Annotated in this window: 24 protein-coding genes and 1 other RNA gene; 13 read left to right on the top strand and 12 right to left on the bottom strand. The window is 64.7% G+C overall.

Going from position 1 to position 26925, the window contains the following annotated elements:
• The first annotated feature begins 144 nt into the window (after window positions 1-144).
• From AB0366_RS26070 to AB0366_RS26055, 4 genes are read left to right on the top strand one after another with little or no spacing between them, the layout of a single operon-like run.
• Window positions 145-795, top strand: a complete 651-nt coding sequence (locus AB0366_RS26070) for an ABC transporter permease (RefSeq protein WP_037192916.1) — start codon at window positions 145-147, stop codon at window positions 793-795.
• Window positions 788-1984 carry an ATP-binding cassette domain-containing protein gene (locus AB0366_RS26065; RefSeq protein ID WP_366246553.1) on the top strand — a complete coding sequence of 399 codons (1197 nt, stop codon included), beginning with the start codon at window positions 788-790 and terminating at the stop codon, window positions 1982-1984. Before AB0366_RS26070 ends, AB0366_RS26065 begins: the two co-directional genes overlap by 8 nt.
• Window positions 1981-2766 carry an ABC transporter permease gene (locus tag AB0366_RS26060; RefSeq protein ID WP_366246552.1) on the top strand — a complete coding sequence of 262 codons (786 nt, stop codon included), beginning with the start codon at window positions 1981-1983 and terminating at the stop codon, window positions 2764-2766. Before AB0366_RS26065 ends, AB0366_RS26060 begins: the two co-directional genes overlap by 4 nt.
• A complete protein-coding gene (locus AB0366_RS26055) occupies window positions 2766-3749 on the top strand; it encodes a glycine betaine ABC transporter substrate-binding protein (RefSeq protein ID WP_121869573.1) in 984 nt (327 codons plus the stop codon). Before AB0366_RS26060 ends, AB0366_RS26055 begins: the two co-directional genes overlap by 1 nt.
• Before the next feature lie 12 nt (window positions 3750-3761).
• On the opposite strand, the gene AB0366_RS26050 is transcribed toward AB0366_RS26055, so the two are convergent.
• The 3 genes from AB0366_RS26050 to AB0366_RS26040 all read right to left on the bottom strand — a co-directional run bounded on the left by AB0366_RS26050 (window position 3762) and on the right by AB0366_RS26040 (window position 9948).
• Entirely contained in the window at window positions 3762-6809 is a 3048-nt protein-coding gene (locus AB0366_RS26050) for a bifunctional [glutamine synthetase] adenylyltransferase/[glutamine synthetase]-adenylyl-L-tyrosine phosphorylase (protein WP_366246551.1), read from the bottom strand.
• A 127-nt stretch (window positions 6810-6936) separates the two neighbouring features.
• Window positions 6937-8277, bottom strand: coding sequence for a type I glutamate--ammonia ligase (gene glnA, locus AB0366_RS26045; RefSeq protein ID WP_032379097.1), 1341 nt, complete (start codon window positions 8275-8277; stop codon window positions 6937-6939).
• A 102-nt stretch (window positions 8278-8379) separates the two neighbouring features.
• Window positions 8380-9948 carry an alpha/beta hydrolase gene (locus AB0366_RS26040; RefSeq protein ID WP_366246550.1) on the bottom strand — a complete coding sequence of 523 codons (1569 nt, stop codon included), beginning with the start codon at window positions 9946-9948 and terminating at the stop codon, window positions 8380-8382.
• A gap of 80 nt (window positions 9949-10028) precedes the next feature.
• Here AB0366_RS26040 and AB0366_RS26035 point away from each other — a divergent pair, with 80 nt between their 5' ends.
• From AB0366_RS26035 to pip, 4 genes are all read left to right on the top strand, one after another.
• Window positions 10029-11759, top strand: a complete 1731-nt coding sequence (locus AB0366_RS26035) for an NAD+ synthase (RefSeq protein WP_366246549.1) — start codon at window positions 10029-10031, stop codon at window positions 11757-11759.
• A gap of 118 nt (window positions 11760-11877) precedes the next feature.
• Window positions 11878-12729 carry a 3-methyl-2-oxobutanoate hydroxymethyltransferase gene (panB, locus tag AB0366_RS26030; protein ID WP_121869570.1) on the top strand — a complete coding sequence of 284 codons (852 nt, stop codon included), beginning with the start codon at window positions 11878-11880 and terminating at the stop codon, window positions 12727-12729.
• A gap of 42 nt (window positions 12730-12771) precedes the next feature.
• Window positions 12772-13218 (top strand): hypothetical protein, encoded by a 447-nt coding sequence (locus AB0366_RS26025; RefSeq protein WP_366246548.1) that lies wholly within the window; start codon window positions 12772-12774, stop codon window positions 13216-13218.
• A 1-nt stretch (window position 13219) separates the two neighbouring features.
• On the top strand, window positions 13220-14176 hold the full coding sequence (pip, locus tag AB0366_RS26020) for a prolyl aminopeptidase (protein ID WP_366246547.1): 957 nt from the start codon (window positions 13220-13222) through the stop codon (window positions 14174-14176).
• Here the strand turns inward: pip and AB0366_RS26015 are convergent.
• The 5 genes from AB0366_RS26015 to AB0366_RS25995 form a co-directional block, all read right to left on the bottom strand.
• Complete coding sequence (locus AB0366_RS26015; protein ID WP_366246546.1) at window positions 14166-15596, bottom strand: RNB domain-containing ribonuclease; 1431 nt, start codon at window positions 15594-15596, stop codon at window positions 14166-14168. The genes pip and AB0366_RS26015 overlap by 11 nt on opposite strands.
• A 2-nt stretch (window positions 15597-15598) precedes the next feature.
• The gene (locus AB0366_RS26010; protein WP_045194843.1) at window positions 15599-15781 is read right to left on the bottom strand and encodes a hypothetical protein; all 183 of its coding nucleotides are present in this window, start codon (window positions 15779-15781) and stop codon (window positions 15599-15601) included.
• A gap of 59 nt (window positions 15782-15840) precedes the next feature.
• An RNA gene (rnpB, locus tag AB0366_RS26005) (RNase P RNA component class A) lies at window positions 15841-16282 on the bottom strand.
• Window positions 16283-16307: 25 nt separating this feature from the next.
• Entirely contained in the window at window positions 16308-17711 is a 1404-nt protein-coding gene (locus AB0366_RS26000; RefSeq protein WP_366246545.1) for an MFS transporter, read from the bottom strand.
• Complete coding sequence (locus AB0366_RS25995) at window positions 17708-18286, bottom strand: TetR/AcrR family transcriptional regulator (RefSeq protein ID WP_366246544.1); 579 nt, start codon at window positions 18284-18286, stop codon at window positions 17708-17710. Before AB0366_RS25995 ends, AB0366_RS26000 begins: the two co-directional genes overlap by 4 nt.
• Window positions 18287-18356: 70 nt before the next feature.
• Between AB0366_RS25995 and AB0366_RS25990 the strand changes: the two genes are divergently transcribed.
• From AB0366_RS25990 to AB0366_RS25975, 4 genes are all read left to right on the top strand, one after another.
• Window positions 18357-18881 (top strand): DUF1697 domain-containing protein, encoded by a 525-nt coding sequence (locus AB0366_RS25990; RefSeq protein WP_121869565.1) that lies wholly within the window; start codon window positions 18357-18359, stop codon window positions 18879-18881.
• The gene (locus AB0366_RS25985) at window positions 18878-20128 is read left to right on the top strand and encodes an ArsB/NhaD family transporter (protein ID WP_366246543.1); all 1251 of its coding nucleotides are present in this window, start codon (window positions 18878-18880) and stop codon (window positions 20126-20128) included. The genes AB0366_RS25990 and AB0366_RS25985 overlap by 4 nt, the downstream gene beginning before the upstream one ends.
• A gap of 422 nt (window positions 20129-20550) precedes the next feature.
• Window positions 20551-20850 carry a DUF664 domain-containing protein gene (locus AB0366_RS25980; RefSeq protein ID WP_366246542.1) on the top strand — a complete coding sequence of 100 codons (300 nt, stop codon included), beginning with the start codon at window positions 20551-20553 and terminating at the stop codon, window positions 20848-20850.
• The gene (locus tag AB0366_RS25975; RefSeq protein ID WP_366246541.1) at window positions 20834-21058 is read left to right on the top strand and encodes a DUF664 domain-containing protein; all 225 of its coding nucleotides are present in this window, start codon (window positions 20834-20836) and stop codon (window positions 21056-21058) included. The genes AB0366_RS25980 and AB0366_RS25975 overlap by 17 nt, the downstream gene beginning before the upstream one ends.
• A 156-nt stretch (window positions 21059-21214) precedes the next feature.
• Here the strand turns inward: AB0366_RS25975 and AB0366_RS25970 are convergent, their stop codons facing one another.
• From AB0366_RS25970 to AB0366_RS25955, 4 genes are all read right to left on the bottom strand, one after another.
• On the bottom strand, window positions 21215-22375 hold the full coding sequence (locus AB0366_RS25970) for a glycosyltransferase family 4 protein (protein ID WP_366246540.1): 1161 nt from the start codon (window positions 22373-22375) through the stop codon (window positions 21215-21217).
• Window positions 22372-23574 (bottom strand): glycosyltransferase 87 family protein, encoded by a 1203-nt coding sequence (locus AB0366_RS25965; protein ID WP_366246539.1) that lies wholly within the window; start codon window positions 23572-23574, stop codon window positions 22372-22374. The genes AB0366_RS25970 and AB0366_RS25965 overlap by 4 nt, the downstream gene beginning before the upstream one ends.
• Before the next feature lie 72 nt (window positions 23575-23646).
• Window positions 23647-24315, bottom strand: a complete 669-nt coding sequence (locus tag AB0366_RS25960) for a response regulator transcription factor (protein WP_366246538.1) — start codon at window positions 24313-24315, stop codon at window positions 23647-23649.
• The gene (locus tag AB0366_RS25955) at window positions 24312-25589 is read right to left on the bottom strand and encodes a histidine kinase (protein ID WP_366246537.1); all 1278 of its coding nucleotides are present in this window, start codon (window positions 25587-25589) and stop codon (window positions 24312-24314) included. Before AB0366_RS25955 ends, AB0366_RS25960 begins: the two co-directional genes overlap by 4 nt.
• A gap of 512 nt (window positions 25590-26101) precedes the next feature.
• On the opposite strand from AB0366_RS25955, the gene AB0366_RS25950 reads away from it, so the two are divergent.
• On the top strand, window positions 26102-26524 hold the full coding sequence (locus AB0366_RS25950) for a M23 family metallopeptidase (RefSeq protein WP_366246536.1): 423 nt from the start codon (window positions 26102-26104) through the stop codon (window positions 26522-26524).
• Window positions 26525-26925: the final 401 nt, after the last annotated feature.

The raw sequence follows: 26925 nt of genomic DNA, 5'->3' as shown, positions 1-26925 counted from the left end.
CCGGGCGTTTTCGTGTTCTCGGTTGTCTCCGATCGGCAAAGTTTTCGGCAATCGACAAAGAATTGGGACCGGTCGGCGTTTGATAGTCGGTACGCGGGGTAAAGGTATTTATCCGCTACCGGCGAACAGAGGGACGACAACTGCATGGATGCACTGTGGGAATTCATCGTCGGACGGCGAAGACAGTTGGCGATCGACTCCTATCTGCATGTCTCGGCCGTCGTACAGTGCGTCGTCATAGCCACCGTCATCGGTGTCGCGATCGGAGTTCTCGTCTACCGCAGCCCCGCTGGGTCGGCGATCGCGACGGCACTCGCGAGCACCATCCTGACGATCCCTTCGTTCGCGCTGCTGGGCGTGCTCATCCCCATCATGGGATTGGGTGTTCGGCCCACGGTGACCGCGTTGGTCCTCTACTCCCTGCTGCCGATCATCCGGAATACCGTCGTCGGTCTGGCTGCAGTCGATCCGGCCGTCGCCGACGCCGCCCGCGGTATCGGAATGAGTCGCACCCTGGTGCTGCGACGCATCGAAATCCCTCTCGCCTGGCCGTCGATTCTCACCGGGATGCGGATCAGCACGCAGATGGCCATGGGCATCCTGGCCATCGCCGCGTACGCGAAAGGCCCTGGCCTGGGCAACCTGCTGTTCTCCGGGCTCGCGCGCGTGGGCAGCCCCACGGCCCTACCGCAGGCCCTCACCGGCACTGTCCTGATCGTCCTGCTGGCGTTGATCCTGGACGGGATCTACGTGTTGATCGGCAAACTGACCACCTCGAGGGGTATCCGTGAGTGACTCGACCCGTACATCGAACGTCTCCGGCGCGGAAATCGTGCTCGAGAACGTCACCAAGAGCTACCCGGCGCAGAAGCTGGCGGCCGTGGACAACGTGTCCATGACGATTCCGGCCGGCGAGGTCGTCGTTCTGGTCGGGCCCTCGGGCTGCGGCAAGACGACGACGATGCGCATGATCAATCGGCTGATCGAGCCGACGTCGGGTCGCATCACCATCGGTGGCAAGGACGCGCTCTCGATCGACCCCAACGAGTTGCGTCGCACCATCGGCTACTCTATCCAGCAGGCCGGGCTGTTTCCGCACATGACGATCGCGCAGAACGTCGGAATGGTGCCCGGGCTCATCGGGTGGGACAAGAAGCGCATCAATGATCGCACCGACGAGATGCTCGATCTCGTCGGGCTCGATCCGGCGGTCTACCGCGAGCGCTATCCGCGTCAGCTCTCGGGTGGCCAGCAGCAGCGTGTCGGCGTCGCCCGCGCACTCGCCGCCGATCCCCCGGTGCTGTTGATGGACGAGCCCTTCGGCGCGGTCGATCCGATCACCCGAGGACTGCTGCAGGACGAGTTGATGCGCCTCCAGGCAGAATTGGGCAAAACCATCGTGTTCGTGACCCACGACTTCGACGAGGCCGTCAAGCTCGGCGACCGGATCGCCGTTCTGGGCAACCAATCGACCATCCTCCAGTACGACACTCCCGAGGCCGTTCTCGCCAACCCCGCAGACGACACCGTGGCCGGTTTCGTCGGTGCCGGAGCGGCGTTGAAGCAGTTGACCTTGATGCGGGTACGCGACATCGAACTGTCCGACGTCCCTGTTTTCGGCGAGGACGATTCGGTGGACATGATGAACACCGCTCTCGGCTCCGATCCCGAGGCCTGGGGAATCATCCTCGACTCGCGCAAGCGCCCGCTTCGGTGGACCGATCGACGCCACCTCGTCGGAGTCGGGAGCCTGCGCGACGTCGGTGTGCCGATGGGCGAGATGGTCTCGACGCAGTCCACCCTCCAGGACGCGCTCGAAGCTCTTCTGTCCGAGGGCAACGCAACGGCCACCGTCACCGGCAACCGCGGCGAGTACGTCGGCACCGTGACGATCGACGTACTGATCGATACCGTCAAGTCCCTGCGGTCCCAACACGCGAACGACCACGACGAGCCGCGCACCGACGTAGGGACTCCGTCGTGACGACTCTGGCCGATACCGGCGACGACACGAAGGACACCGCGCGAGCCGCCAAGCGGGCCGAACGTCTCAGGCTGCTGATCCAGCCCGTGGTCATCCTCGCCATCGTGGCCGTTCTGTTGGTGTACACCTTCAGCCGAGACCTCACCGCCACCCAGTCCGGCACGTTGAACGCCGGCAGCATCTTCACCGCCGTTCGAGAGCACGTCGCGATCACGATCGTCGTCACTGCCCTCGTTCTCGTCATAGCGGTTCCACTGGGAATCCTGTTGACGCGGCCCCGGTATCGAAAGCTGGCTCCGCTGTTCATCGGCATCGCCAACATCGGTCAGGCCGCACCCGCGGTCGGCTTGCTGGTGCTGCTGTTCCTGGCCACCGGGTGGACGGGCTTCACCGCAGGCGTTCTACCCATCGCGTTCTACTCACTGCTCCCGGTTCTGCGCAACACCATGCTGGGTTTTCAGACGGTGGATCCGAACTACATCGACGCCGCTCGCGGTCAGGGCATGTCGAACATGGGCATCCTGCGGCGCATCGAGTTCCCCCTGGCGGTGCCCTTCATCCTCGCAGGTCTGCGCACCTCACTGGTGCTGGCCGTTGGCACTGCAACCCTGAGCTTCCTCGTCGGTGCCGGCGGACTCGGAGTGTTGATCGACACCGGCTACAAGCTCAACCAACCGATCATCCTTGTGGTCGGAGCAGTCCTCGCGGTCGCTCTGGCGCTGCTGGTCGACTGGCTCGGCGCTCTCGCCGAGGCATTTCTCGGACCGAAAGGACTCCGCTGATGCGGCGCAGCACTCGACGACTCGTGGCCCTGTGTGCGGCCGCGACCATGGCGTTGACCGGATGTGGCTTGCAATCGGGCGGAGCGATGCCGTTGTCGGTCGAACCGGGCAGCATCACCCCGCTCCCGGGCCTCGAGGGAGCGCAGTTGACCGTCGGGTCCAAGGACTTCACCGAGCAGATCATTCTGGGTTACATCCTCGAATTCGCCTTGAGCGCTGCAGGTGCCGACGTTCGCGACCTCACCAACATCGCCGGCTCGCAGAGCGTGCGACTGGCCATGCAGAGCGGCCAGGTCGACGTCGCCTACGAATACACGGGCACCGGCTGGATCAACTTTCTGGGCAACGAAACCCCCATTCCCGACGCCACCGAGCAGTTCGAGGCCGTGCGCGATGCCGACAAGGCCAACGGCATCGACTGGGTCAATCCTGCACCGATGGACAACACGTATGCGTTGGCGATGAATCAGCAGGTGGCGCAGGCGACCGGGGTGCGCACGCTGTCCGACTATGCCGCTCTGGTGAACCGAGATCCCGCTGCGGCGGCGTTGTGCGTGGAGACCGAGTTCAACAGCCGCCAGGACGGTCTGCCAGGGCTCGCAGCGACCTACGGATTCGACGCGAGCACGCTGCCCGTGCAGATCCTGCAGACCGGTGTCATCTACCAGGCCACGGCCGAGGGTGGCCAGTGCAGCTTCGGTGAGGTGTTCACCACCGACGGCCGCATCAAGGGCCTGAACCTGACGGTGCTCGAAGACGACAAGTCGTTCTTCCCGCGCTACAACGCCACGGTCATCATCCGCCAGGAGATCGCCGACCGGTACCCCGAGATCGCCGAGGTGACCGCTCCGATCTCGGACGCGTTGACCAACGAGGCCATCTCCGAGTTGAACAAGCAGGTCGACATCGACGGCCGCGATCCAGCCGATGTTGCGCGCGACTGGATGGTTGCGCAGGGCTTCGTCACCGTGGGCAGTGATTAGAGACCGACGGGACTAGAGTCCGCCGAACGTTCTCTCCACCACTGCCTTTGCCCGACGCGTCACACGCAGGTAGTTGTCGAGGAACGCTCCGGCATCGCCGTTCTCCCAGCCCGCCACCTGCGCGACTGCGGAGAGGACAGCTCCCGGTCGCGGCAGCTGATCGGTGGGCTTGCCGCGGACCAACACCAGCGCGTTGCGTGCCTTCGTCGCCAGGATCCATGCCTCCCTGAGCAATTCGATGTCGGTCTCGCTCATGAGCTCGGCCGCACCGATGGCGTCGAGTGATTGAAGGGTCGAGGTGTTGTGCAGCGTCAGGACTTTGTGCGCGTACCTGAGCTGGATCAGCTGAACGGTCCACTCGATGTCTGCCAGTCCGCCACGTCCGAGCTTGGTGTGGGTGGAGGGGTCGGCCCCCTTGGGTAGACGCTCGGAGTCGATGCGCGCCTTGATGCGTCGAATCTCGCGGACCGCGTCGGCGGACACTCCGCCTTCGGGGTAGCGCACCTTGTCGGCCATCAGCAGGAATCGGATTCCGAGATCTTGGTCGCCGGCCACCTGGTGCGCTCGCAGCAGAGCCTGGACTTCCCAGGCCTGAGCCCACTGCGAGTAGTACGCGGCGTACGAAGACAGGGTGCGCACCACCGGTCCACTTCGGCCTTCCGGCCGCAGACCGGTGTCGACCTCGAGGGGCGGATCGGTGCTGGGCGCGCCGAGCAGTTTGCGGATGCGGTCGGCAATGGTGTTGGCCCACTTGACCGCAACGGTCTCGTCGACGCCGTCCACCGGTTCGCAGACGAACAGCACGTCTGCGTCGCTGCCGTAGCCGAGCTCACCGCCGCCCAGCCGACCCATGCCGATGACGGCCAGCGTTGCCGGTGCAGGTTCTCCCCGTTCCTTCTCGCTGGCGCGTACGGCTGCGGCAAGCGCTGCGTTGATGACTGCGGCCCAGACCGAGGACAGCGCGCGGCACACCTGAGGTACGTCCAGCATGCCCAGAATGTCTGCCGAGGCCACCCGCGCCAGTTCGTGGCGTCGTAGTGCCCTGGCTGCGTTGATGGCTCGTACCGGGTCCTCGTACCGAGCCGAGGACGACAGGATCGCGCGGTAGGTCTCCTCCGGCTCGGCGTCGAGCAGTCGGGGGCCGGTGGGTCCGTCGGCGAACAACCGAATGACCTCGGGAGCCTTGATCAGCAGATCCGGCACGTACGCCGAGGAACCGAGCACGATCATCAGCCGCTGCGCCACTGCGCCTTCGTCGCGCAGCACGCGCAGGAACCACGTCTGCTCCCCCGCCGATTCCGACAGCCTGCGGTAGTTGAGCAGTCCGGCGTCGGGATCAGGGGTGTCGGCGAGCCATTCGAGCAGAGTCGGCAGCAACACGGCCTGAATCTGACCGCGGCGGGTACCCGAGCCGACGAGCGCACGGAGGTGACCCAACGCGTTCTGCGGGGTCGCGTAGCCGAGCGCGGCGAGCTGACGCGTCGCCGCGTCGGGGGTCAGACGCACTGTCTCGGAGTCGAACTTGACCACCGAGTCCAGCAACGGCCGGTAGAAGAGCTTCGCGTGCAACCGCCTGATGCGCTGCGCGTTACGTTTGATCTCGGCGTTGAGCACGCCGAGTGCGTCGCGGTTGCCGTCGGGTCGCATGTGCGCCGAACGTGCCAGCCACCGCAGGGCTTCCTCGTCGTCCTGAGGAGGCAGGGTGTGTGTGCGACGCATTCGCTGCATCTGCAGGCGGTGCTCGATCAGCCGAAGAAACTCGTAGGAGGCCGTCAGGTTCGCAGCGTCGTCGCGGCCGACGTAGCCGCCCTCGGTGAGCGCGGTCAGTGCGTCGGTCGTGCCGAGTACTCGCAGCGACTCGTCGGTTCGACCGTGCACCAATTGCAGGAGCTGGACCGCGAATTCGACGTCCCGCAGGCTTCCGCGTCCGAGTTTGATCTCGCGCTCGCGGAGCTCCGGCGGCACCATCTCCTCGACGCGACGCCGCATGGCGCGCACCTCGGGCACGAAGTCCTCACGCTGGCTGGCCAACCACACCATCGGGTTGACCGCGTCGACGTAATCGTTGCCGAGCGCGATGTCGCCGGTCATGGGGCGAGCTTTGAGCAACGCCTGGAACTCCCAGGTCTTGGCCCAGCGCTTGTAGTACGCGACATGCGAATCCAGCGTGCGGACCAGCTCGCCGCGTTTGCCCTCGGGACGCAGCGCCGCATCCACCTCGAAGAATGCCGAGGACCCGATGCGCATCATTTCACCGGCGATGCGGCTCGCTTGCGAGTCGGCGGGCTCGGCGACGAACACGACGTCGACGTCGGAGACGTAATTGAGTTCGCGTGCACCGCATTTGCCCATTGCGACGACGGCCAGACGCGTCGGACACGGGGTGTCCGGGCACACGGTGGCCACGGCGACGGCCAGCGCAGCGGTGAGCGCAGCGTCGGCCATGTCGGACAGTTGCGATCCGACCACCGTGTACGGCAGGACGGGTTCGTTCTCGACGGTCGCGGCGAGGTCGTATGCCGCCAGCACCATGATCTGGTCGCGGTACTTCTTGCGCAGCGCGATCACGGCGGGCGGCCCGATCAGGGACGCGCGGTACAGGTCCGGTGCGGCGTTGGGGCCGGTCTCGGGCTCGGCACCGACGGCCTCGAGCAGTTCCGCGACCAGGGTGGCTTTGGTGGGGAGCTCGATCTTGGCCGAGACTCCGCTGCTCTGGCCTTCCTTGGTCAGCAGCAGACGCCAGGTGCTGTCGTCGGCAACCAGGTGATCGGCGAGCGCACTCGAGGCACCGACGAGACCGAGGATGCGGCCGCGGAATCCCTTGTCCGTGCGCAGTGCTGTGTCGAACTCCGACCAGCCGGAACCGAGCGACTCGTACAACCGCACCAGGGTGCGGAGCGCGAGATCGGCATTGGGCGCACGCGAGAGCGACCAGAGCAGCTCGAGGCTGTCCTCATCCGTCCATCCGAGAGTGCGCAGATCGGACGGCGCAGTTTCTTCGACCAGGCCCAGACGGCCCGGTCCGGGAACGACGGATCTGGAAGTCGGAGGACGCACCATCTAAAATCCACCTCGGCGTGCCACAGTTTTACCCCGTCGTCAGTAATGCGACGCGAGGGTGCCCGCGCCGGCATCGGAACTACCATTCACGATCGACTAGAACGTAGCCCATGACGACGCCGTGCTGTTAAAGACCCAGGTAGGCCTTCAGCTCGTAGGGCGTGACGTGGCTGCGGTATTCCTCCCACTCGCGACGCTTGTTGCGGAGGAAGAAGTCGAAGACGTGCTCGCCCAGTGCTTCGGCGACCAGTTCGGAACCTTCCATCGCGTTCAGTGCCTGATCGAGGTTGCCCGGCAGTTCCTTGTAGCCCATGGCGCGACGCTCCGCGGAGGTCAGTGCCCACACGTCTTCCTCGGCCTCGGGCGGCAGGGTGTAGCCCTTCTCGATTCCACGAAGACCGGCCGCGAGCAGCACCGCGAACGCGAGGTACGGGTTGCACGCCGAATCAGGGCTGCGGATCTCGACGCGACGCGAGGATGCTTTGTTCGGGGTGTACATCGGCACGCGGATCAGTGCCGAGCGGTTCGCCGGTCCCCACGACGCAGCGGTCGGTGCTTCTCCGCCGCGCACGAGTCGCTTGTAGGAGTTGACCCACTGGTTGGTGACGGCGCTGATCTCGTTGGCGTGTTCGAGGATGCCGGCGATGAACGACTTGCCGGTCTCGGACAGCTGCATCGGGTCGTCCGGGTTGTGGAAGGCGTTGGCGTCGCCCTCGAACAGGCTCATGTGCGTGTGCATCGCCGAGCCGGCCTGATCACTGAACGGCTTGGGCATGAACGTCGCGCGCACGCCCTCTTCGATGGCGACTTCCTTGACCACGTATCGGAAGGTCATGATGTTGTCGGCCATCGACAGTGCGTCGGCGTAGCGGAGGTCGATCTCCTGCTGGCCGGGCGCGGCCTCGTGGTGGCTGAACTCGACCGAGATTCCCATCGACTCGAGCGCGTCGATGGCGTGCCTGCGGAAGTTCGGGGCCGAGTCGTGCACGGCCTGGTCGAAGTAGCCGCCGTTGTCGGCCGGGGTCGGCGGTGAGCCGTCCTGCGGGGCGTCCTTGAGCAGGAAGAATTCGATCTCGGGGTGCACGTAGCAGCTGAATCCGAGGTCCGCGGCCTTGCTCAACTGACGACGCAGCACGTGGCGTGAGTCGGCCCAGGACGGCGAGCCGTCGGGCATGGCGATGTCGCAGAACATCCGCGCCGAGTGCTGGTGACCCTTGCTGGTGGACCACGGCAGAATCTGGAACGTCGACGGATCGGGCTTGGCCACGGTGTCGGCCTCGGACACGCGGGCGAATCCTTCGATGGCGCTACCGTCGAAACCGATTCCCTCGTCGAATGCCCCTTCGAGCTCGGCGGGGGCGATGGCCACCGACTTGAGGTACCCGAGGACGTCGGTGAACCAGAGGCGGACGAAACGAATGTCGCGCTCTTCGAGGGTCCGGAGCACGAATTCCTTTTGACGATCCATGAACGCGAGAGTAAGCAAACGGAGTTAAATCTGTGTTACATCGTGAATTCGGTCTCACTTCGTGAAACTCTCAGCGCACTTCCCAGGTCGTGAGGTAGCACGTCAGCACCGCAATCCATCCCCTGGCGGAACCAGATCGACGAGGTAGTTCACCAACGGATCGTCGATGCACTCGACGCCCGAGAAGGCGACCGTGTGCTGGGTGCCCTCGTACGTCACCAGATTGCCGCGCAGCTGAGCAGCCAACTCCACACCCGCTTGATAAGGCGTGGCCGGATCGTTTGTCGTCGAGACCACCACCAGCGTCGGCAGTCCCTCGACGTCGACGATGTGCGGATCGCTCGTGTTCGGCACCGGCCAGAAGGCACAGAGGTCGAGTGGCGCGTTACCCGTCGCCCGGCCGTCGTCCAGATACGGCGCGGCGGCGCGGAACCTGGCGTCTGCCTCGTCGGCTGCTGCGCGATCGGTGGTCGGCGGGCCGTCGACGCAACGAACGGCATTGAACGCGTCGTCGATGTTGGTGTAACTGCCGTCCTCGAGCCGTCCGGAGTAGGTGTCGGCGAGCCGGAGCAGTGTGTCGCCCCTCCCGTCGCGCAATTCGTTCAATCCGGCCCGCAGCAGACGCCACAGCTGCTGTGAGTACAGCGCCTGCTGGGCACCGGTGATCGCGTCGTCGTAGCTGAGACCGCGGGGGTCGGTCGTCTCGGCGGGCCGGTCGATCAGCGGTTCCACCAGCGATCGGAACTGCTCGACGGCCTGCGCCGGGTCGGTTCCGAGCGGGCAGGTCTCGGTCTGTGCGCAGTCCGCGGCGAACTGATCGAACGCAGTCTGGAACGCGGCACCCTGGGCGACGGCCTCGTCGACGGGTGACTGGTCCGGATCGAGCGCACCGTCGAGCACCATCGCGCGAACGTTGGACGGGAATTCCTCGGCGTACGCGGTCCCGATCCGGGTGCCGTAGGAGTAGCCGATGTAGGTCAGCTTCTCGTCGCCGAGAACCGCGCGGATGACGTCCATGTCTCGCACCACTTCACGGGTACCCACATGCTCGAGCACATCCGCCCCGGTGCGCTCGACGCACTGTGCGGCGTAGTCCCGATGTTCGGCCTCGGTCGCCGCGATGCCTTCGGGGCTGACGTCCACATCGGGTTCGCGACGCTCCTCGTCGATCTCCTCGGACGTCAGGCACCGCACTTCCGGCTCGGATGCTCCGATCCCGCGTGGGTCGAAGCCGATTCGATCGAAGCGATCGGCGACGGCGGTACCGGCGGCCTGCCCGGCGAGGTAGAGCCCCGACGAGCCGGGCCCGCCCGGGTTCATCAGTAGCGATCCGATCTTCTCGCCCGTCGCCTTCGTCCGCGAGATGGCGACCTCGATCGTCGTGCCCTCGGGGTCGGCGTAGTCCAACGGCACGGTCACCATCGCGCACTCGACTGCACTCCCCAGCTCGCTGCCGTCGGTGTTGTACCGGTCGCAGGACTCCCACTCCAGCGTCTGGGTGTAGAACGTCTCGAGGCCCGAAGGGATCGGGCCGACGGCGGATGCCGACGGGGAACTGTCGGGCGCAGCGGAGTTCTCGGGAGTGGCTGTCGGCTCTGAGGTGGAGCAGCCGACGGCCAACACGGCGACCGTGGACAGTGCCACGGCCGTGCTCCTGGTGCGCGTTCTCATGGCTCGATCGTGCCAGGTATTTCGAGCGCTTCGCTCCCGCTGCCGGGCGGGGACGTCGTCCGAGCACTAGCGTGGACGCAGTGCAGGCACTTCGACTCGCCCTCGCCCAGATCAATTCCGTCGTCGGCGATCTCGCCGCGAATTCCGCGGCGATCGTCGAGTGGACGGTCCGCGCAGCCCACGACGGTGCCAACGTGGTGGTGTTCCCCGAGATGGCGCTGACGGGGTACCCCGTCGAGGATCTGGCTCTGCGACCGTCGTTCGCCGCCGCATCCGCTCGCGCCCTGACCGAGTTGGCGACCGCCTTGGACAGTGCCGGATGCGGCGATCGCATCGTGGTGGTCGGCTACCTCGATCGCGACGCCGAGGGTTCACGGAACAGCGCGGCAGTGATCGTCGACGGGCGGGTGACCACTCGATACGACAAGCACTCACTGCCCACCTACCGAGTGTTCGACGAGGCCCGCTACTTCGCTCCGGGATCGGGCCTGAGCATCACGACGGTGAACGGACTGCGGCTCGGTGTCGTTGTCTGCGAGGACATCTGGCAACCCGGCGGCTCCGTGCCCGCCTATGCCGCGGCCGGGGTGGACATGCTGCTCTGCCTCAATGCCAGCCCCTTCGAGCAGGGCAAGGACGAGGTGCGGCGCTCCATCGCCCTGCGACGGGCCACCGAGATCGGCGCTCCGATCGCCTACGTCAACGTCGTCGGCGGCCAGGACGAGCTGGTGTTCGACGGGGCGAGTTTCGTCGTCGGGCCGGACGGTTCCACCTGGGGCCGCTCCCCCCAATTCGTCGAGCATCTCCTGATCGTCGACGTCGATGCCCCGGCTGCACCACGTCCGGATGTCGCCGACGTGCCGGGCTGGACCATCGATCGGGTGACGCTCCCCGACGTGGCGGTCACCGGCTGGCAGCGAGCCGAGCCGTTCCTCGCAGAGATCGTGAGCACCGAGGAACAGGTCTGGGGCGCACTGGTGACCGGTCTACGAGACTACGTGCACAAGAACGGTTTTCGTTCGGTGGCCCTCGGATTGTCCGGCGGTATCGATTCGGCGGTGGTCGCCGCCATCGCCGTCGACGCCCTGGGCAGCGATGCCGTACACGGAGTGTCGATGCCCTCGACGTACTCGTCGAGTCACTCCCGCACCGACGCAGAGGATTTCGCGTCGCGCACCGGTATTCATTTCCGCGTCGAACCGATTGCCCACATGGTTGCCTGCTACGTAGACCAGCTGCACCTGACCGGGCTCGCCGAGGAGAACATTCAGGCCCGCTGCCGAGGCATGCTGTTGATGGCACTGTCGAACAGCTTCGGCCATCTGGTGTTGGCCACCGGAAACAAATCCGAACTGGCCGTTGGTTATTCGACGATCTACGGGGATGCCGTCGGCGGCTTCGCGCCGATCAAGGACGTGCCGAAGTCGCTCGTCTGGGATCTGGCGCGGTGGCGAAACAAGTCCGCTGCCGACCGCGGGGACATCCCACCGATCCCCGAGTCGAGCATCGACAAACCGCCGTCCGCCGAGCTCCGGCCGGGCCAGCTGGACACCGACTCCTTGCCCGACTACGACGAACTGGACGCCATCGTGTTCCGCTACGTCGACCACGATCAAGGCTTCGCGGACATCGTGGCGGCCGGGTTCGACGCGGCGGTGGTGGCGGACATTCTGCGCAAGGTCGACGCGTCGGAGTACAAGCGGCGTCAGTATCCGATCGGCACCAAGGTCACCTCTCGTGCGTTCGGGCGCGACCGCCGCATGCCGATCACCAACGGCTGGCGGGACTACACCGCAGTCGACGAGGTGTGACGAATTGCACTGCCGGTAGCGCTCCGGCAGGTCGCGCGCAGTGGCAGACTCGACCACGTCATCACACCCCATCCCGGGGACCCGCCGAGCGGGCCTCGAGGACCAGAAAGGGACAAAGATGTCCGAAACTGCTGTGTACGGCGGGGCTGCTCAGGAAGCGCCCTCCACCGCCTTGACCCGCAAGACCCGCACCCACCATCTTCTGCAGATGAAGGCCGACGGTGAACGCTGGGGAATGCTCACCGCCTACGACTACTCCAGCGCCCGCATCTTCGAGGAAGCCGGCGTACCTGTTCTCCTCGTCGGTGATTCGGCAGCGAACGTCGTCTACGGCTACGACACCACCGTGCCGATCACCGTCGACGAGCTTCTCCCGCTGGTCCGCGGAGTGGTCCGCGGTGCACCGCACGCCCTCGTCGTCGCAGATCTGCCCTTCGGCACGTACGAGGCCTCGCCGCAGCAGGCCCTCGAAACCGCAGTTCGGTTCATGAAGGAAGGGCTCGCGGGCGCAGTCAAGCTCGAAGGCGGTGAGCGCGTCGCCGCTCAGATCGCCGCGATCACTGCCGCAGGCATCCCGGTGATGGCCCACGTCGGCTTCACCCCGCAGAGCGTCAACACATTGGGTGGCTTCCGCGTCCAGGGTCGCGGAGACGCGTCCGAGCAGCTTGTGGCCGACGCCATCGCAGTCCAGGAGGCCGGTGCGTTCGCCGTCGTCATGGAGATGGTTCCCGCCGACATCGCCGGCCAGGTCACCCGAAAGCTCACCATTCCGACGGTCGGTATCGGTGCGGGCAACGAATGCGACGCGCAGGTTCTGGTGTGGCAGGACATGGCCGGATACACCAATGGCAAGACCGCGAAGTTCGTCAAGAAGTTCGCCGACGTCGGCGATTCACTGCGGACCGCGGCGACCACCTACCTGTCCGAGGTGCGGTCGGGAGTCTTCCCCGGGCCCGAACACAGCTACTGATCGTCCTCGTCTCTGCCTCGTTCGGGTGGCACACTCTGGGGCATGACACTCAGACGGGGATCGACCTCCATTGCCGCGAGAAGCGTAGTCGCAGTAGCAAGCGCGGCTGCGCTTCTCGCCGTGTTGGGGGCGTGCAGTACCGACACCACCAACACCGGTTCGTCATCCACCACGACGGTCGCACCGACCACCACGGTCACCGCACCGCCCGCGGACGCAGTGATCACCGACGCACAGAAGCAGCAGTTGTGCACCGATCTCGAGGCGCAGCTGTCCAATTGGCGTGTTCAGGGGCCAACCCTGGGCCGCGGCGGGCTGAACATCCTGGTGCAGACCTGGGCGGCGCAGAGCGGAGTCATCAATCTGCAGGTGGTGCAGAACCGAGCGATCGTCGACGACATCACGACCGAGACGTGCTCGGACGTGCGGGACGAGGCCATCCGATCCCTGGACATTCCAGATCTGGCGTCCGGTCTGGTGGGCTTCTAGGATGCGGACCCTCTACCCCGAGATCGCCCCGATCGACACCGGACACCTCGACGTGGGTGACGGCCAACAGATCTACTGGGAGGTCTCGGGCAACCCCGACGGTGCGCCGGTGGTGTTCGTGCACGGCGGTCCGGGCGGTGCCACCAATCCGTTGCAGCGCCGGTACTTCGACCCGCAGACCTATCGAATCGTGCTGTTCGATCAGCGGGGCTGTGGGCAGTCGACCCCGCACATCGCCGACGGAGCCGATCTGTCGGTCAACACAACCCACCGCTTGATCTCGGACATGGAGAAGCTCCGGGAGCACCTGGGTATCGACACGTGGTTGGTGTTCGGCGGATCCTGGGGCTCGACGCTGTCGCTGGCGTACGCGCAGTCGCACCGCGATCGCGTGCGGGGGCTGGTACTGCGGGGGATATTCCTGGTGCGGCCGTCGGAGATCGACTGGTACTACGGCGGCGGGGCAGGCCACATCTTCCCCGATCTGTGGGAGAAGTTTCTCGAACCCATTCCGGAGGACGAGCGCGACGGCGATCTCGTTCAGGCGTACCACCGACAGTTGATGTCCGACGACCGCGAGGCCGCAACCCGAGCTGCGGTGGCGTGGTCCACCTGGGAGGCGGCGACGAGTTACCTGCTGCCGAAACCGGATGCAGTGCAGGACAACTCGGATCCACGGTTCGCCCTGGCATTCGCCGGTATCGAGAACCACTACTTCCGCAACAACTGCTTTCTCGAAGAGAATCAACTGCTACGTGACGCCCACCTGCTCGACGGCATTCCTGGCGTCATCGTGCAGGGCCGCTACGACGTCATCTGCCCGGCAACGAGCGCGTGGGCGCTGCACAAGGCCTGGCCCGGTGCCGATCTGGTGATCGTCGACGACGCCGGCCATTCTGCGGCCGAGCCCGGCACCGTGCATCACCTCGTCGAGGCGACGGATCGTTTCAGGCCGTGACGGCCGGGTAGTCGAACCGGACTGTGCGAGAGTCGGTGTCGGCCCGGGTCAACCGGACCTTCACCGACTCCCCCGCGGGCGGTTCTCCGTCGCACTTTCCGAGAACGATCGGCTGTGACACCAACACCTCGGCGTCCCGCTTCCCCTCGGCACCGCGCAGCACGACCGCAGAGAACTGCTCGCCCACTCGGTCTTTCAGTACGTGCGCTTCGGTGAGGTCGATGCAGGCGCGGTCCACTTTCGACGCCGCGGAATCCGATCCGCGCATGGTGGCGGGCAACTCCGGCAATGCCTGCGCCGCCCAGTCCGGTACCGGCGCTCCGGCCACGACGGCCAGGCACACCTCGGTGGCGAAGCGATCGGACAGCCGACGCAGCGGTGCCGTCACGTGCGCGTACGGCGCGCCGATTCCCGAATGCTCGACCGATGTATCACTGTCCACCGGGTTCGTTGCGCGGTCGAATGCGAGGTAGTCCGCACCGCGCAGCAAACCGGTCGCCTGGGTCATCATCGCCAGCGTCGACGGCTCGTCGGTGGGCAGTCCGGCCAGCACTGCCCCGGCGGATGCGCCTGCGGGCCAGTCAATTTCGAGTGCTTGTGCCGTCTTCTTCAGTGTGTCCACGGATTCCGACGAGGCGGGTGGCAGGGTGCGCACGATGCCGATTCCGGCGTCGAGCATGATTCTGGCGGCGCACATTCCCGTCAGCAGCGATACTTCGGCGTTCCAACCGTCCACTGCGGTGCGTGGTTGCAGGACGGTGCGCCAGCCCTGCCCGTCGGGCACCACTTCCTGCTCGGGAAGCGTGATATCGACGGCTCCGCGTCGTCTGGCCGCAGCTGCGCGCTGGGCCCCGAATTCGGCCAGCGCGGCGATGGACGGATGCGGTGTCCCCGCGTCCACATCGGCTTGCACTGCGGCGTAGTCGAGCCGGGCGGTCGATCGAACGAGCGCGCGGGTGACCGTCCACGCGGCTGCCTCGCCGACGTCGTCGAGTTCGATGGTCCACAGCGCGGCGCAGCGAGTCTGCCCCTCCAGCAGGCTGCCCGAACCCTCCGACAGCTCTCGTGGATGCAACGGTACGGATCCGTCGGGGAGGTAGAACGTCTGTCCGCGTCGACGAGTTTCGGCGTCGAGCGCTCCCCCGGGCGTCACCAGTGCGCCCACGTCGGCGATCGCGTAGTGCACCACCAATCCGTTGGACGTCTTCTCGATGTGTACGGCTTGGTCGAGGTCCTTCGAGCCGAGTGGGTCGATGGTGACGAACGGGATGTCGGTGCGGTCGATTCTGCTGTCGGCGTGCAGGTCTCGGGCTTCGACCGCCTCGCGCATCACGTCTGGGTCGAACGCTTCGGTCAGTGCGAACTCGGATCTGATGGCCTCGAAGTCGAAGCCCGGAGCCCTCAGCCGGGTGAGCAGCACCGTCAGTTGTTCCAGTCGTCGTCGGAATCGGCGGCTTTGTTGCGAGCCGCGGCGATCTTCAGCGCCTGTTCCGCGGTGGCCTTGTCCGGATACGGGCCCATGCGGTCGAGGGCGTTGGTCTGCTTGCCCTGTACGACCTGCTTGGTGCTGATGTCGTAGTACCAGGAGGTGTCGTCGTCGGTCATGACTTCCAGTGTGCCCCATGGAGCGACGCCGCAGGAGAACTGCGGAGAAATAGTGAGTGCGAACGAGTCGGCCTGTAAGCCGGATCCTGTCTGCCGTTCCTGCTTTCGCAGGTTCGACGTCGACGACCATCCATCTGGGCACACCGTTGCCGGGTACCTCGAGCAGTCCACCCGCAGGCTCGGGCGAGCAGCCCTCGAGCACCTGCGCAGCTGCACCACTTTCGAGGTGCAGCCTTCGACCTTGCTCCGGGCGGGGTTTACCTAGCCATCCCAGTCACCTGGGATGCTGGTGCGCTCTTACCGCACCGTTTCACCCTGACCTGCAGTTCGATTCCGAAGAACCGATCCGCAGGCGGTCTGTTTTCTGTGGCACTGTCCCGCGAGTCACCTCGGGTTGCCGTTAACAACCGCCCTGCTCTGTGGAGTCCGGACTTTCCTCGGCTCGAAGCGCGACGACACTCGGTCGCCGGTCCTCCGAGCCGCAGCCGTCCGGCCAACTCGTTCGCGGTTGCGTACTCTACTCGTCTCACGACGACGGCTCGGCGGCTGCCCGGCCACGAAGGACGGTGACGCTCGTGACGGCTGCGGCAGCGGTGACGGCCATGCCGACCCAGGCGGCCGACGTGTACGACCCTTCCGTGGGAAAGGTCGAACCGGCATGCGTTCCGCCGGCCAGAACCAGACCGCCGATCGCACTACCGAACGCGAAACCGACACTGCGCACCACCTGGTTGACGCTCATGGCGCTCGAGGTCTCCCCCGACGGAACCACCGAAAGAACGACGGACGGCATCGCCGCCGAAAAACTCCCGACACCGAAGCCCAGGATCGACATCGCGACGCAGAGTTCCAGGACGCTGGTTCGGGTTCCGGCGAACAGCGCCAGGGCCCCTAGAACGACGAGTGCGCTGACCGTCAGAGCGTGGGCGGGCCCCACCCGACGTAGTGCGCGGGGCACCAGTTTGCCCGCGAGAAACCCGAACACGGAGAACGGAACCAGGACCAGTCCTGCCGTGAGGACGTCGAGCCCGAAGCCGTATCCGGCACCGAACGGCGTCTGCGCGTATCGCGTCACTATGGTGAGCAGGAGATACATGCCTATGCCGCCCAGGAACATCGCTCCGTTCGCCCCGACCACGGCCCGATGGCGGAGCAACCGGAGATCGACGAGCGGTGCCGAACTTCCGATCTCGATCCGCACCCAGATATATGTTGCGATGGCAGCTGTTGTGGCCATCGCTCCCGCCCACCAGGGATAGCTCGTCCACAGCGCCCTCTCGCTCACGAGAATCAGGACCATCGACAGAACGAGCGCGAGCAGCAGTGCACCGGGGACGTCGATCCGCAGCGAGTGTTTCTGCGCAGCAGCAGGAATGACTCTCAGCGCAACAAGCAGCGCAAGGACGGTGATCACAGCACCGAATCCGTAGGCGGCGCGGATTCCACCGTGCTCGGTCAACAGCCCCGACAACGGGTACCCCACGCCGACGCCCGCCGTCGATGCAACCGACAACAACGCAATGGTTGATCCAGAGCGTCTGTCGGACAGATGATCTCGGGCAACTCCCATCAGCATCGAGGTCAGAGCAAGCCCCACTCCCTGTGCCGCTCGACCGAGGAGCAACCAGGTGAAGGACAGTGGGAGCGCGGTCAGAACTCCTCCAACCGACACCACACCGAGTGTCCCGAGAATCGCTGCCCTTCGATGCGGGCCCGATCCGAGACGGCCCAGAATCGGTGTCGTGACGGCACCCGTCAACAGCGCCACCGTCAACGTCCACTGCGCGCTCGACAGCGATACATCGAATGTGGTTGCAACACTGGTGATCAACGGAGCACCGAGACTGCCGACGGCGGCCACGACGACCCCGACGAACACCAGCGAAGGCACGAGCAATCGCGAGTCGTGGCACTCGGCCTCGGCGGTCATCGGTTCGTGTCGCTCGTGATGTGGTCGAACAATCCGGCCTGGATGCGAGTGCCCACTCCGTTCGCCCATGGTGCGTCGACGTCGTCGATCTGCAGGGCCGCACCACTGTTGAGCAGCATGCCGAACGCGAGAAATGCTTTCACGGTCACGGCATCGAGCCCGGTGATCTCCGCAACGGTGTTCCACATCCGGCCGAAGCCCGCCCGCACCGCGTCCCGGACCTCGGGGTCGCCACATGCTGCGATCCCTTGTAGTTGCAGCAACAGTGAGGTTCGATCCTCGAGCATGGCGTAGTAGCGCTCCCCCATCGACGCCAACGCCCGTTGCCCGGTGTCCGTACCCGCCGCTTCGCGCATTCCGTCCGCCAACCGATCGAAGGACGCGACGACCAATTCGGAGAACAGCGCTTTCTTGGTTCCGAATATCCGAAAGATGTAGGCCTGAGTGATGCCGGCCGTGCGCGCGATCGCCTCGGTCGAACCGCCGTGGAGTCCGGCCGTCGCGAACTCTTCCGCTGCGATCCGCAGGATCTGCTCGCGACGGTCGGGTCCGGTCATCCGTTCCCGCTGCGCCATGCTCAACAAGTTACTGGTTACTAACTACTTACTCAAGGCCTTTGTCGAGCGCTTCACTACAGTTCCTCCCATGAGCGAATGGGTCGTGTTGCTGCGCGGCATCAACGTCGGCGGCATCAACATCAAGATGGCCGATCTCCGCGCGGCTCTGACATCGGCCGGCTTCACCGATGTCCGGACCGTTCTGGCGACCGGAAATGTCCTGCTGCGCTCCCCGCTGACTGCCGCCGGGGTGAAGGCACAGGCGGAGAACACACTGGCCCAGGCGTTCGGCTACCAGGCCTGGGTTGTCGTGCTGGACGTGCCGACACTTCGAGCGATAGTGGAGTCCTACCCGTTCGACGCCGAACGAGAAGGCTGGCATCCTTATGTGGTGTTCGGTAGCGATGATAGCCATTTGACCGAATTGTCTGCTCTTGCAGACGAACTCGACCCCGAGCTCGAAAGGATCACCGAGGGGAACAGCGTTCTCTACTGGGAGGTGCGCAAGGGCAGCACCACCGACAGCACGTTCGGGAAAGCCACGGCGAAAGCCAAGTACAAGGCCACGACGACCACTCGAAACCTGCGGACGCTCGTGAAGATTCTCGCGTGACCGTTCTCGCCGCGGCATTGGTCGCTGCTGTCCTCGTCTTCGCGATCGTGCGCCCTCGTGGTCTGCCCGAGATCGTCGCCGCACTTCCGGCTGCGGCGATCGTTCTGCTCGTCGGTCTCGTCAGCCTCGACGCCGCACGAGAGCAAGTTCTCGAACTCGCTCCGACCGTGGTGTTTCTGGCATTCATCCTGATCCTGGCGCATCTCTCGGACGCGCTCGGAGTATTCACCTGGATCGCGGCGAAGCTACGACGAGGCGCGAAGGGCAGCCCACGCAGACTGCTGACCCTCGTGTTCGCGGCAGCGGCGTCGACCACCGCAGTACTGAGCCTGGACGCCACCGTGGTGCTGCTGACGCCGGCCATCATCGGTGCTGCGCGGATCCTGGGGATGTCGCCGCGTCCGCACAGTTACGCCACTGCGCACCTGTCCAATTCGGCCTCGACGTTGCTGCCGGTATCGAACCTGACCAACCTGCTCGCTTTCGCCGCGACCGGACTCACCTTCCTGCACTTCACCGCTCTGATGGCATTGCCCTGGATATTCGCGGTGGCCATCGAGTTGGCGGTGTTCTTGATCTTCTTCCGCAAGGATCTGACCCGCACCGCCACACCGCCGGAGAACTCGACCCAGCAGAGCGCCGACGACGTCCCCGCACCGCGAGCCACGCTCGTCATCCTCGGCGCGACACTCATCGGCTTCGCAGTGGCAGGCCTGTTCGACATCGAACCGTTCTGGGTGGCGGCGGTGGGGTCGATTGCGCTCGCGATCCCGGCACTTCGAGATCAGCGCACCACGCCTCGCGCCATTCTGCGCGGCGCCGATCTGCCGTTCTGTGGCTTCGTCTTTCTGCTCGGCATCGTCGTTCTCGGCGTCACCACAGGCCCGATCGGTGACTGGCTGACGCGAATCCTGCCGTCCGACACAACCTTCACGTCGCTCCTGGCCGCGGCGGCCATTGCGGCGGTGGCGTCGAACATCGTCAACAACCTGCCCGCGACGCTGCTGCTGCTGGCAGCGTTCGGAGCCGACGCTCCCCCGGCGCTGTTGTTGGCCATGGTGATCGGGGTGAACCTCGGCCCCAATCTCACCTACGTCGGGTCGTTGGCAATCATGCTGTGGCGACGCGTCGCATCGGCCAACGACGAGCCGGCTGATCTACGCACCTTCACAGTGTTGGGCGTCATTACGACTCCGCTGACCATCGTCGGTGCAGTGGCAGGCCTGTGGCTTGCGCTGCAGGTCTAGGCCTGAGAAAGCAGCTACCGGCTCCGATGTGTGCCGGAGTCGCCGATGATCATGGTGACCCATGCTCGAGCGCGGATCAGGGGCAGTTCCCTCCAGCTGGTGAGGTTGGATGCCCCAGTGCCGGGATGCGGCACTGTGGCGGGGTGGTCAAGGTCGTGAGGTTGCCGCTGAGCGCAAGGCTTAGAATTCCAGTGGCCGAACGCGTTGATGTTCACGAGTCCGCTGAGGCCTCTGCGCGGTCTTCGACACTCGCCCGGCATCGGTTGCTAGAAGCGTCCGCTGGGGCAAACCACACACTGCGTTGCCAGCCCTGATCGTGCGGCCGCAAACCATGACGACACGACTTCGTCGAACCCAACGCTTTCCCCGAACACAAGCGGCCCTCGCATGACTCCCCTACCCGCCGAAAAGAAAGGACGACGATGTACGACGACATGATTACCGCTGGAGATGATCGACAGATCATCGACGCCATGCTGGACCGCAACCGACGAGCCCTTATCGACACGGCCCGCGGCCTAGGCGAATCCGAAGCCCGCAGGCGTTTGGTCCCATCCCTCACGACACCTATCTCACTCATCAAGCACGCTGCTGCGGCAGAACGCATTTGGTTCCAAAGGCATTGGGCCGACTTCGACGAATACGATTGCGACGGCTACGCACGACGCGATGTAGGAACCCTTTACTGTCGACGATCACGAGACCTTGGCCGACGTCATTGATGAGTTCGAGCGCGCCAGCACACGATCGCGCGCCATCGCCTCCCGGTTCGATCTCGACGACACCATCGATCTGCCCATCGAAGGAACCATCAGCATGCGATGGACACTGCTGATCATGATTCAGGAGTTCGCCCGGCACGCAGGTCACGGTGACATCATCCGTGAGCAGATAGATGCCGCCGGTAAGGTCGAGACCACACTGTCCTGACACCGCACCGACCCAAGCACTATGCAGTCATGCGTAGACGCCGAAATGTCTAGGCGACCACAACGCCGTCGACTTGAGCAACACCAACCCGGGGTCGCCCTGTCGGCGCGAGAAATCGTTGCAGTTCGAGATTGCAGAGTCGGGAGGTTCTGCGAATCACTGTTGTGGCGTACTCGACCGATCCTGGCCGTCGGCAAGGACGTTCGGGAACAGAGCAGTGAGAAGAGTTGAGTACGCGGTGTTCCAAGTCCATTGCACCGCAACCCACCTGCGGCCGCGCTCCCCCATCGCGCGAGCGCGAGCCGGGTTGTCGAGGAGTTCGACGATGGCTTGGGTCAATTGCTCGACGTCTTTGACTACATAGCCAGTTCGGCCTGCCTGCACGGTTTCGGGGGCACCTCCGGAATCACCCGCGATGATCGGTAACCCCATCGCGGAGGCCTCCAGATATGCGATACCAAGTCCCTCCTCTTCCAGTCCCAGGCGACGCGTTCGGCACGGCATCGCGAAGATCGTGGCGCCGGCGAGGATTTGCGCAACGAGCTCGTGCGGAAGTCCCCCAACGAAGGTCACCGCGTCCTCCACGCCCTTTGTCCGGGCCAGACGCTGCAGACGTCGACGGTCAGGGCCGTCGCCGACAAGAAGCAACTTGGTGTCGGGATGTCGCTCCAGAACCGCAGGAAGCGCACGAATCAACGAGTCCTGGCCTTTCCGCGGAACCAGACGCGCGGTGCACACGATCACGCCACTGTTCCCGTCCGGGGATGGATCGGGGCCCGCCCCGGAGCCGCGCACGGGGTTGAATTGTTCGACGTCGACGCCCGGGCTCAGGCGCACCAGCGCGGTATCGGGTGACATCGCTGGCAGGATTGCGCGGTAGGTATGGCCAGAGATATACGTCAGCACGTCGACCCAACGACCAATTGTCCGTAGTCCCCACCGCGTTGAAAGCAACTTGGCCCACCATGTTTCATGCCCATGAGTAGTGGCGACGACCCGCTTCACCCCGCAGGCCCGAAGCGCGGGAGCGATCAGGCCCAGGGGAGCTGCAGCAGCGATCCACGCGGTATCGCAGCCGTATTCAAGCGCGATTCGACCTGCCCTGCGCATCACCCGTCCTGTCGGAAGCAGGGTTCGGCTGCGGTCCCGTATGACCAAGAATGGAAGCGAAGCGTCGTAGGCGGCGGCTCCCCGTTCTGCCGAGGTGTAGACCACGATCGAGTCGGACGGAAAGCGGCGAGCCATCTCCGATGCGAACGTCTCGATGCCGCCCTGCCTCGGCGGGAAGTCGTTGGTCACGATCAAGGTCCGGCTCATGCCGCGACCCGCTCGCTTGCACGATTGGAACTGGAGACGGCGGTATCCGTTCCGGCAACCCTCGCAATCCACGCCATTCCCCAGAACATCAGAGGGTAGGCGAAGTACCCGAACCTGGCCGAAGGGGCAAGGAGGAACAGCACGGTGAGCCCGACTGCAGCGATCGAGCAGGCGGCCGCGAACGTGCGCGGTGGGTTCACACACAGTCTGATTCCGATGACGACGGCACCGACGAGAAGTGCAAGCGAAGAAACGATGTCGCCGTACTCGCTCGCGGCCGACAACGCTCCGCCGATCACCGACGACCCTGCCGGGGTCGGAACGTCCGCGCGGCCGAGTGGGAACAACACCGTGTGCTCCACCAGTGCGCCGCCATCGAGGATTGCTGGAGGAACGATTGCTGCTCCCGCCAGAGCCATGGACACCGCGCCGACCCGCACGGCTGACCACGTACCCGCGCGTTGGCGGTGTAGTACCAACGCGACGATGGCTACCGGCCATGCGGTCCACTTCAGTGCGCACGCGAACGCCAACACAGTAGCCGCGGCCCATCGGCGGTCCGCCGCCATCAGTGCCACACCGAGCAGACACGCACCGATGACCGGCAGATCAACCCCACCTGTGCACAGCGGAATCGCGATGAGAGGGGACGCTGTGAGAGGCCCGAGCTTTCCGAACAACTCCTGATCAATTCGTCCCCGGTCGGATCTCGTCAGCCGAACAACGGTGAGCACACAGGCGGCGAAGAACACTCCGAACCATACTCTCGGGTCCCCGAGCGGACCCTCCAGGACGACGCCAGGCAGCCCGAACAACGCCATCGCCGGAAGGTAAGGGTTGTACTGAGTCAGCTCGTGAGGGTCATCTACGTATGGACTACCGGTGTCGAGCAAGTGGCGAGCCGAGTCGACGACGACTGCAACCTCGAGCTGCGCGAGTGCGCTACCGATCAGCACGATCATCGGAACCAACACGGCACCCAACACCGCGATATAAGCCGCTCGAGGTCGATTACGTGATCGCAACAGGACCGCACCCGCAGCGAGATAGCCAGCGACAGCGCACACTCCCCACACCCGATGCGTGGTCAATTCGGTGGCCATCACGTACACGGCGGTGTACGCGGCCAGTGCCACGTAGATGCCGACGAGCAGGCGGTCCCGACCGAAAATGGTACGAAAATCCCTCTGTAAGAGCATATTTCGACGCTACAAAGACGAAGGGATCATGTCGTCACGCATCAGAGCCAAACTCGGCATCCCCCGGAGGAGCTAGTCGAGCCGGTGGGAGAGCTCATTCTCGAAATAGAAAACGACAGCCTGCGTCCGATCACGAAGGTCGAGCTTGGTGAGAATCCGCCCGACGTGGGTCTTCACTGTCTCCTCCGCCAGCACGAGATCGGACGCGATCTCTCGATTCGACAGACCCGTGGCCAGAGCGTCCAACACGTCGAGCTCTCGGGGAGTCAACGCCGACACTGCGGCGGTGTTCGGGCGACCGCGCCGACGCCGGGCGAACTCCGAGATGAGCCGGGTTGTGACAGTCGGTGCCAGCATCGACTCCCCGGCCGCGACGGTGCGCACGCCCCGGACGAAATCCGCCGCGGTGGATTGCTTGAGCAGAAACCCGCTTGCACCGACACTGAGCGCTTCGTACACGTAATCGTCGAGGTCGAACGTCGTGAGCATCAGCACGCGGATCGAGTTCGTCGCCTCACCCTGTGATGCGAGGATCTGCTCGGTCGCCCGGATTCCATCGAGCACTGGCATTCGGATGTCCATCACGACAACGTCGGGCCGCAGGCTGACAGCGAGATCGACGGCCTCCGCACCGTTCGCGGCCTCGCCGACCACCACGATGTCAGGTTCGGCCCCGAGCACGGCTGCGATTCCGTCGCGCACCAATTCCTGGTCGTCCGCCAGCAGAACCCGGATGGTCACCGGCGGCGCTCCACTGCGCTCGGACCATCGCCAATGTTACTGCGTGGTGCGATGTTTCGTCCACGAACCGGGAAGATTACAGACACCTCGTATCGTCCGTTCTTCGTCATCCCGGCACTCATACTTCCGCCGAATGCGGCTGCCCGCTCGGCGATACCGACAAGTCCGTGTCCTCGGCCTCTCGAGTCGGCGGACACCTGTTCAGTTTCGTTGCCGACAGTCACCCGAAGCTCGTCGTTCGTGCGGGTCACGCGTATCTCAACCTTCATGCCGGGTGCGTGACGTGCTGCATTGGCGAGCGATTCCTGGAGGATGCGGTAGACGGTAGTGGACAGCGCTTCCGGCAGCGTGTCGAGCTTCCCGTCCGTGTACAACGTGACGTGGGCTCCGGCCGCGCTCCATTGGCGCACAAGGGCGCCGATGTCGGACAGGTTCGGTGCCGGTGAGTGTTCAGTTGCCTCATCCGGGTCACGAAGGACCTCGATAACCTGGCGCATCTCGGTCAGTGCGGTTGCCGATGCGCGATGTATGTCGTCGAACGTCGCAATCGCCTCGGGTGGGAGGTCGGGGCTCTTGAACCGTGCGGCCTGAGCCTGCACCGCGATCATCGACATGTGGTGCGCCACTACATCGTGCAGTTCCCGTGCGATCCGCGCCCGCTCTTCGATCACTGCCTGACGCCTCTCCTGTCCCATGCGGAGCTGCTGTTCGTCCGCCAGGGCGCTTTCCGCCGACGACAGTCGCTTCATGACCACTCCCGCGGCTGTGATCGCGGCCAACGTCGCGGCAATGATCAGCAACGCAAACGGTGGCATCTCCACCGTCCAAACAGTCGGTAGCACAATCGCCGAGAACGACACGAGGGCGACTGCGGCCGCCACATCAGGCGGATGCACTCGGGCCACTCGATACAGGGAGAGCCCCGCCGCAATGCAGCTTGCCGCCGGCCATGGAAAAACCTCGTCCTGGACCAGCCCTGACAGCGTTCCCGCAAACATGCCAAGTGCGACCATCTGCCAGGTGAGCAGCGGTGCCACCCGGATCAGGAGAAGGGGAAGTGTTTGAACAGCGCCGAGTACATAGCTGCCGGCCACCGAATTGACCATGCTCGTCAGTTGACCTACCGCCGTACCGAACAGCACGGCAACAAGCAACGCTCCAGCTACAAGCGCCATGAATCTCGATCGACTACCAGGCTCGTCGGTCCGCCCTCTAACCGTGGGCAACTTTGGATGCAAGGCGGTTTTGATTCCGTCTGTCAGTTCGGCAATCACCGACACGACCCTACTTTGAGAAGATCCGCTTCAAATCGAAGATAGCGCGATCGACCACGATGCAGTCGTGGGCCGTGGCGCATCGCTGATCACAGGAAACTTCAAACCAGTTTTGGACAATGACACAGATCGAACGACCGCCAGAAGAGGTCGAGTCGGCCTTTCTTGTTGCCGGTGGGGATCGAGAACGACACGGCTGCAAGCTTGTGTGAATACGGTCAGAGACCGGATCACGCGCCCGGGGACCGCGGTGTCGATAATGTGGCCGATGGCACTGACAAACTCTTGCGATCGGGGCGATCTTGCATAAAGTGGTGATGCAGTTTCCATTTCGCGGACAGTGGCGGGTGGAGAACAGTCCTGCGAGGAAGATCCCCAGCCATGGCACCGATTTGTTCGGTGTTTCCCATGCGATCGACTTCGTCGCAGTCGACTCGCTCGGCCGATCCGCCCCCTGGCGTTGGCAGAGTATCTTCTCGGCCGAACCGCCGGGCATCTTTCACGGTTTCGGTGTGCCGCTCCTGTCGCCGGTGGCGGGCACTGTGGTGGAGATCCATGACGAGGAACCCGATCATCGTGCCCGACGCTCGCAGGTGACCCTGGTGCCTTACATGCTGGGACAGCCGAAGAGAATTCGTGCGGGCGTCGACGCGGTTGCTGGAAATCGGGTGGTCATCGCCTTGTCTGCGCAGGGACCTTTCGTCGTGCTCGCGCATTTGCAACAGGGATCGACGTCCGTTCGCGAGGGCGAGCAGGTTGTGACGGATCAACCGGTGGGGAGATGCGGAAATTCGGGGAACAGTACGGAACCGCATGTGCACCTTCAGGTATCGGACAGCACTGACTGGCCACGTGCGAAGGGTGTGCCGATCATCTTTCGTCATCCGTCGGGCAGTGAGTGGCTACCCGATACGGGCGATGTAGTCAGCCGTTGACGGGCTACGGAGGTGCATTTAAGCACCCGGGGGTGGTAGTTCGATCAAGTCAAGCGCGCCGCTTACCGGTCGAGGCGCACCATCACCGGGTCTCCAGCACGACACCGCGTCGTTCGAGCGCAGCGTAGAGAAGGTGACAAACGGCTCGGTCAATCGGGCAGCGGCAACCGTAGCTACAAGCAAGCCAATCGCCGGGCGCAGTTTTCACCCACCCACGCATGCAAGAGACCGGGGGCTTTGACGTCCATCGCGAGCCCTACGGATCTCTCGCCTGTCCGTCACTGTTGCTGGAGCGTGACTGTTCGAGAATGAAATCGCGTCCTGCGGCCGGTCGAGACCTAAGCAACCACAGCGTCGCCGGCAGTAGGTGTACCTCGTCGACTCGTAGTCGAGGATTGCGC

Origin of the sequence: Rhodococcus sp. NPDC076796 (assembly GCF_040702765.1) — a bacterium.
GTDB lineage: Bacteria > Actinomycetota > Actinomycetes > Mycobacteriales > Mycobacteriaceae > Rhodococcoides.
This window is presented reverse-complemented; position numbering and strand designations above follow the sequence as displayed.

Excerpts from the sequence above, each read along its gene's own strand:
- AB0366_RS25990 (WP_121869565.1), top strand. The coding sequence starts at position 18,357 with ATGAGCGAATGGGTCGTGTTGCTGCGCGGCATCAACGTCGGCGGCATC.
- AB0366_RS26000 (WP_366246545.1), bottom strand. The coding sequence starts at position 17,711 with ATGACCGCCGAGGCCGAGTGCCACGACTCGCGATTGCTCGTGCCTTCG.
- AB0366_RS25965 (WP_366246539.1), bottom strand. The coding sequence starts at position 23,574 with ATGCTCTTACAGAGGGATTTTCGTACCATTTTCGGTCGGGACCGCCTG.
- AB0366_RS26050 (WP_366246551.1), bottom strand. The coding sequence starts at position 6,809 with ATGGTGCGTCCTCCGACTTCCAGATCCGTCGTTCCCGGACCGGGCCGT.
- AB0366_RS25995 (WP_366246544.1), bottom strand. The coding sequence starts at position 18,286 with ATGGCGCAGCGGGAACGGATGACCGGACCCGACCGTCGCGAGCAGATC.
- glnA (WP_032379097.1), bottom strand. The coding sequence starts at position 8,277 with ATGGATCGTCAAAAGGAATTCGTGCTCCGGACCCTCGAAGAGCGCGAC.
- pip (WP_366246547.1), top strand. The coding sequence starts at position 13,220 with ATGCGGACCCTCTACCCCGAGATCGCCCCGATCGACACCGGACACCTC.
- AB0366_RS26025 (WP_366246548.1), top strand. The coding sequence starts at position 12,772 with ATGACACTCAGACGGGGATCGACCTCCATTGCCGCGAGAAGCGTAGTC.
- AB0366_RS25980 (WP_366246542.1), top strand. The coding sequence starts at position 20,551 with ATGTACGACGACATGATTACCGCTGGAGATGATCGACAGATCATCGAC.
- AB0366_RS26010 (WP_045194843.1), bottom strand. The coding sequence starts at position 15,781 with ATGACCGACGACGACACCTCCTGGTACTACGACATCAGCACCAAGCAG.
- panB (WP_121869570.1), top strand. The coding sequence starts at position 11,878 with ATGTCCGAAACTGCTGTGTACGGCGGGGCTGCTCAGGAAGCGCCCTCC.
- AB0366_RS26070 (WP_037192916.1), top strand. The coding sequence starts at position 145 with ATGGATGCACTGTGGGAATTCATCGTCGGACGGCGAAGACAGTTGGCG.
- AB0366_RS25970 (WP_366246540.1), bottom strand. The coding sequence starts at position 22,375 with ATGAGCCGGACCTTGATCGTGACCAACGACTTCCCGCCGAGGCAGGGC.
- AB0366_RS26040 (WP_366246550.1), bottom strand. The coding sequence starts at position 9,948 with ATGAGAACGCGCACCAGGAGCACGGCCGTGGCACTGTCCACGGTCGCC.
- AB0366_RS26055 (WP_121869573.1), top strand. The coding sequence starts at position 2,766 with ATGCGGCGCAGCACTCGACGACTCGTGGCCCTGTGTGCGGCCGCGACC.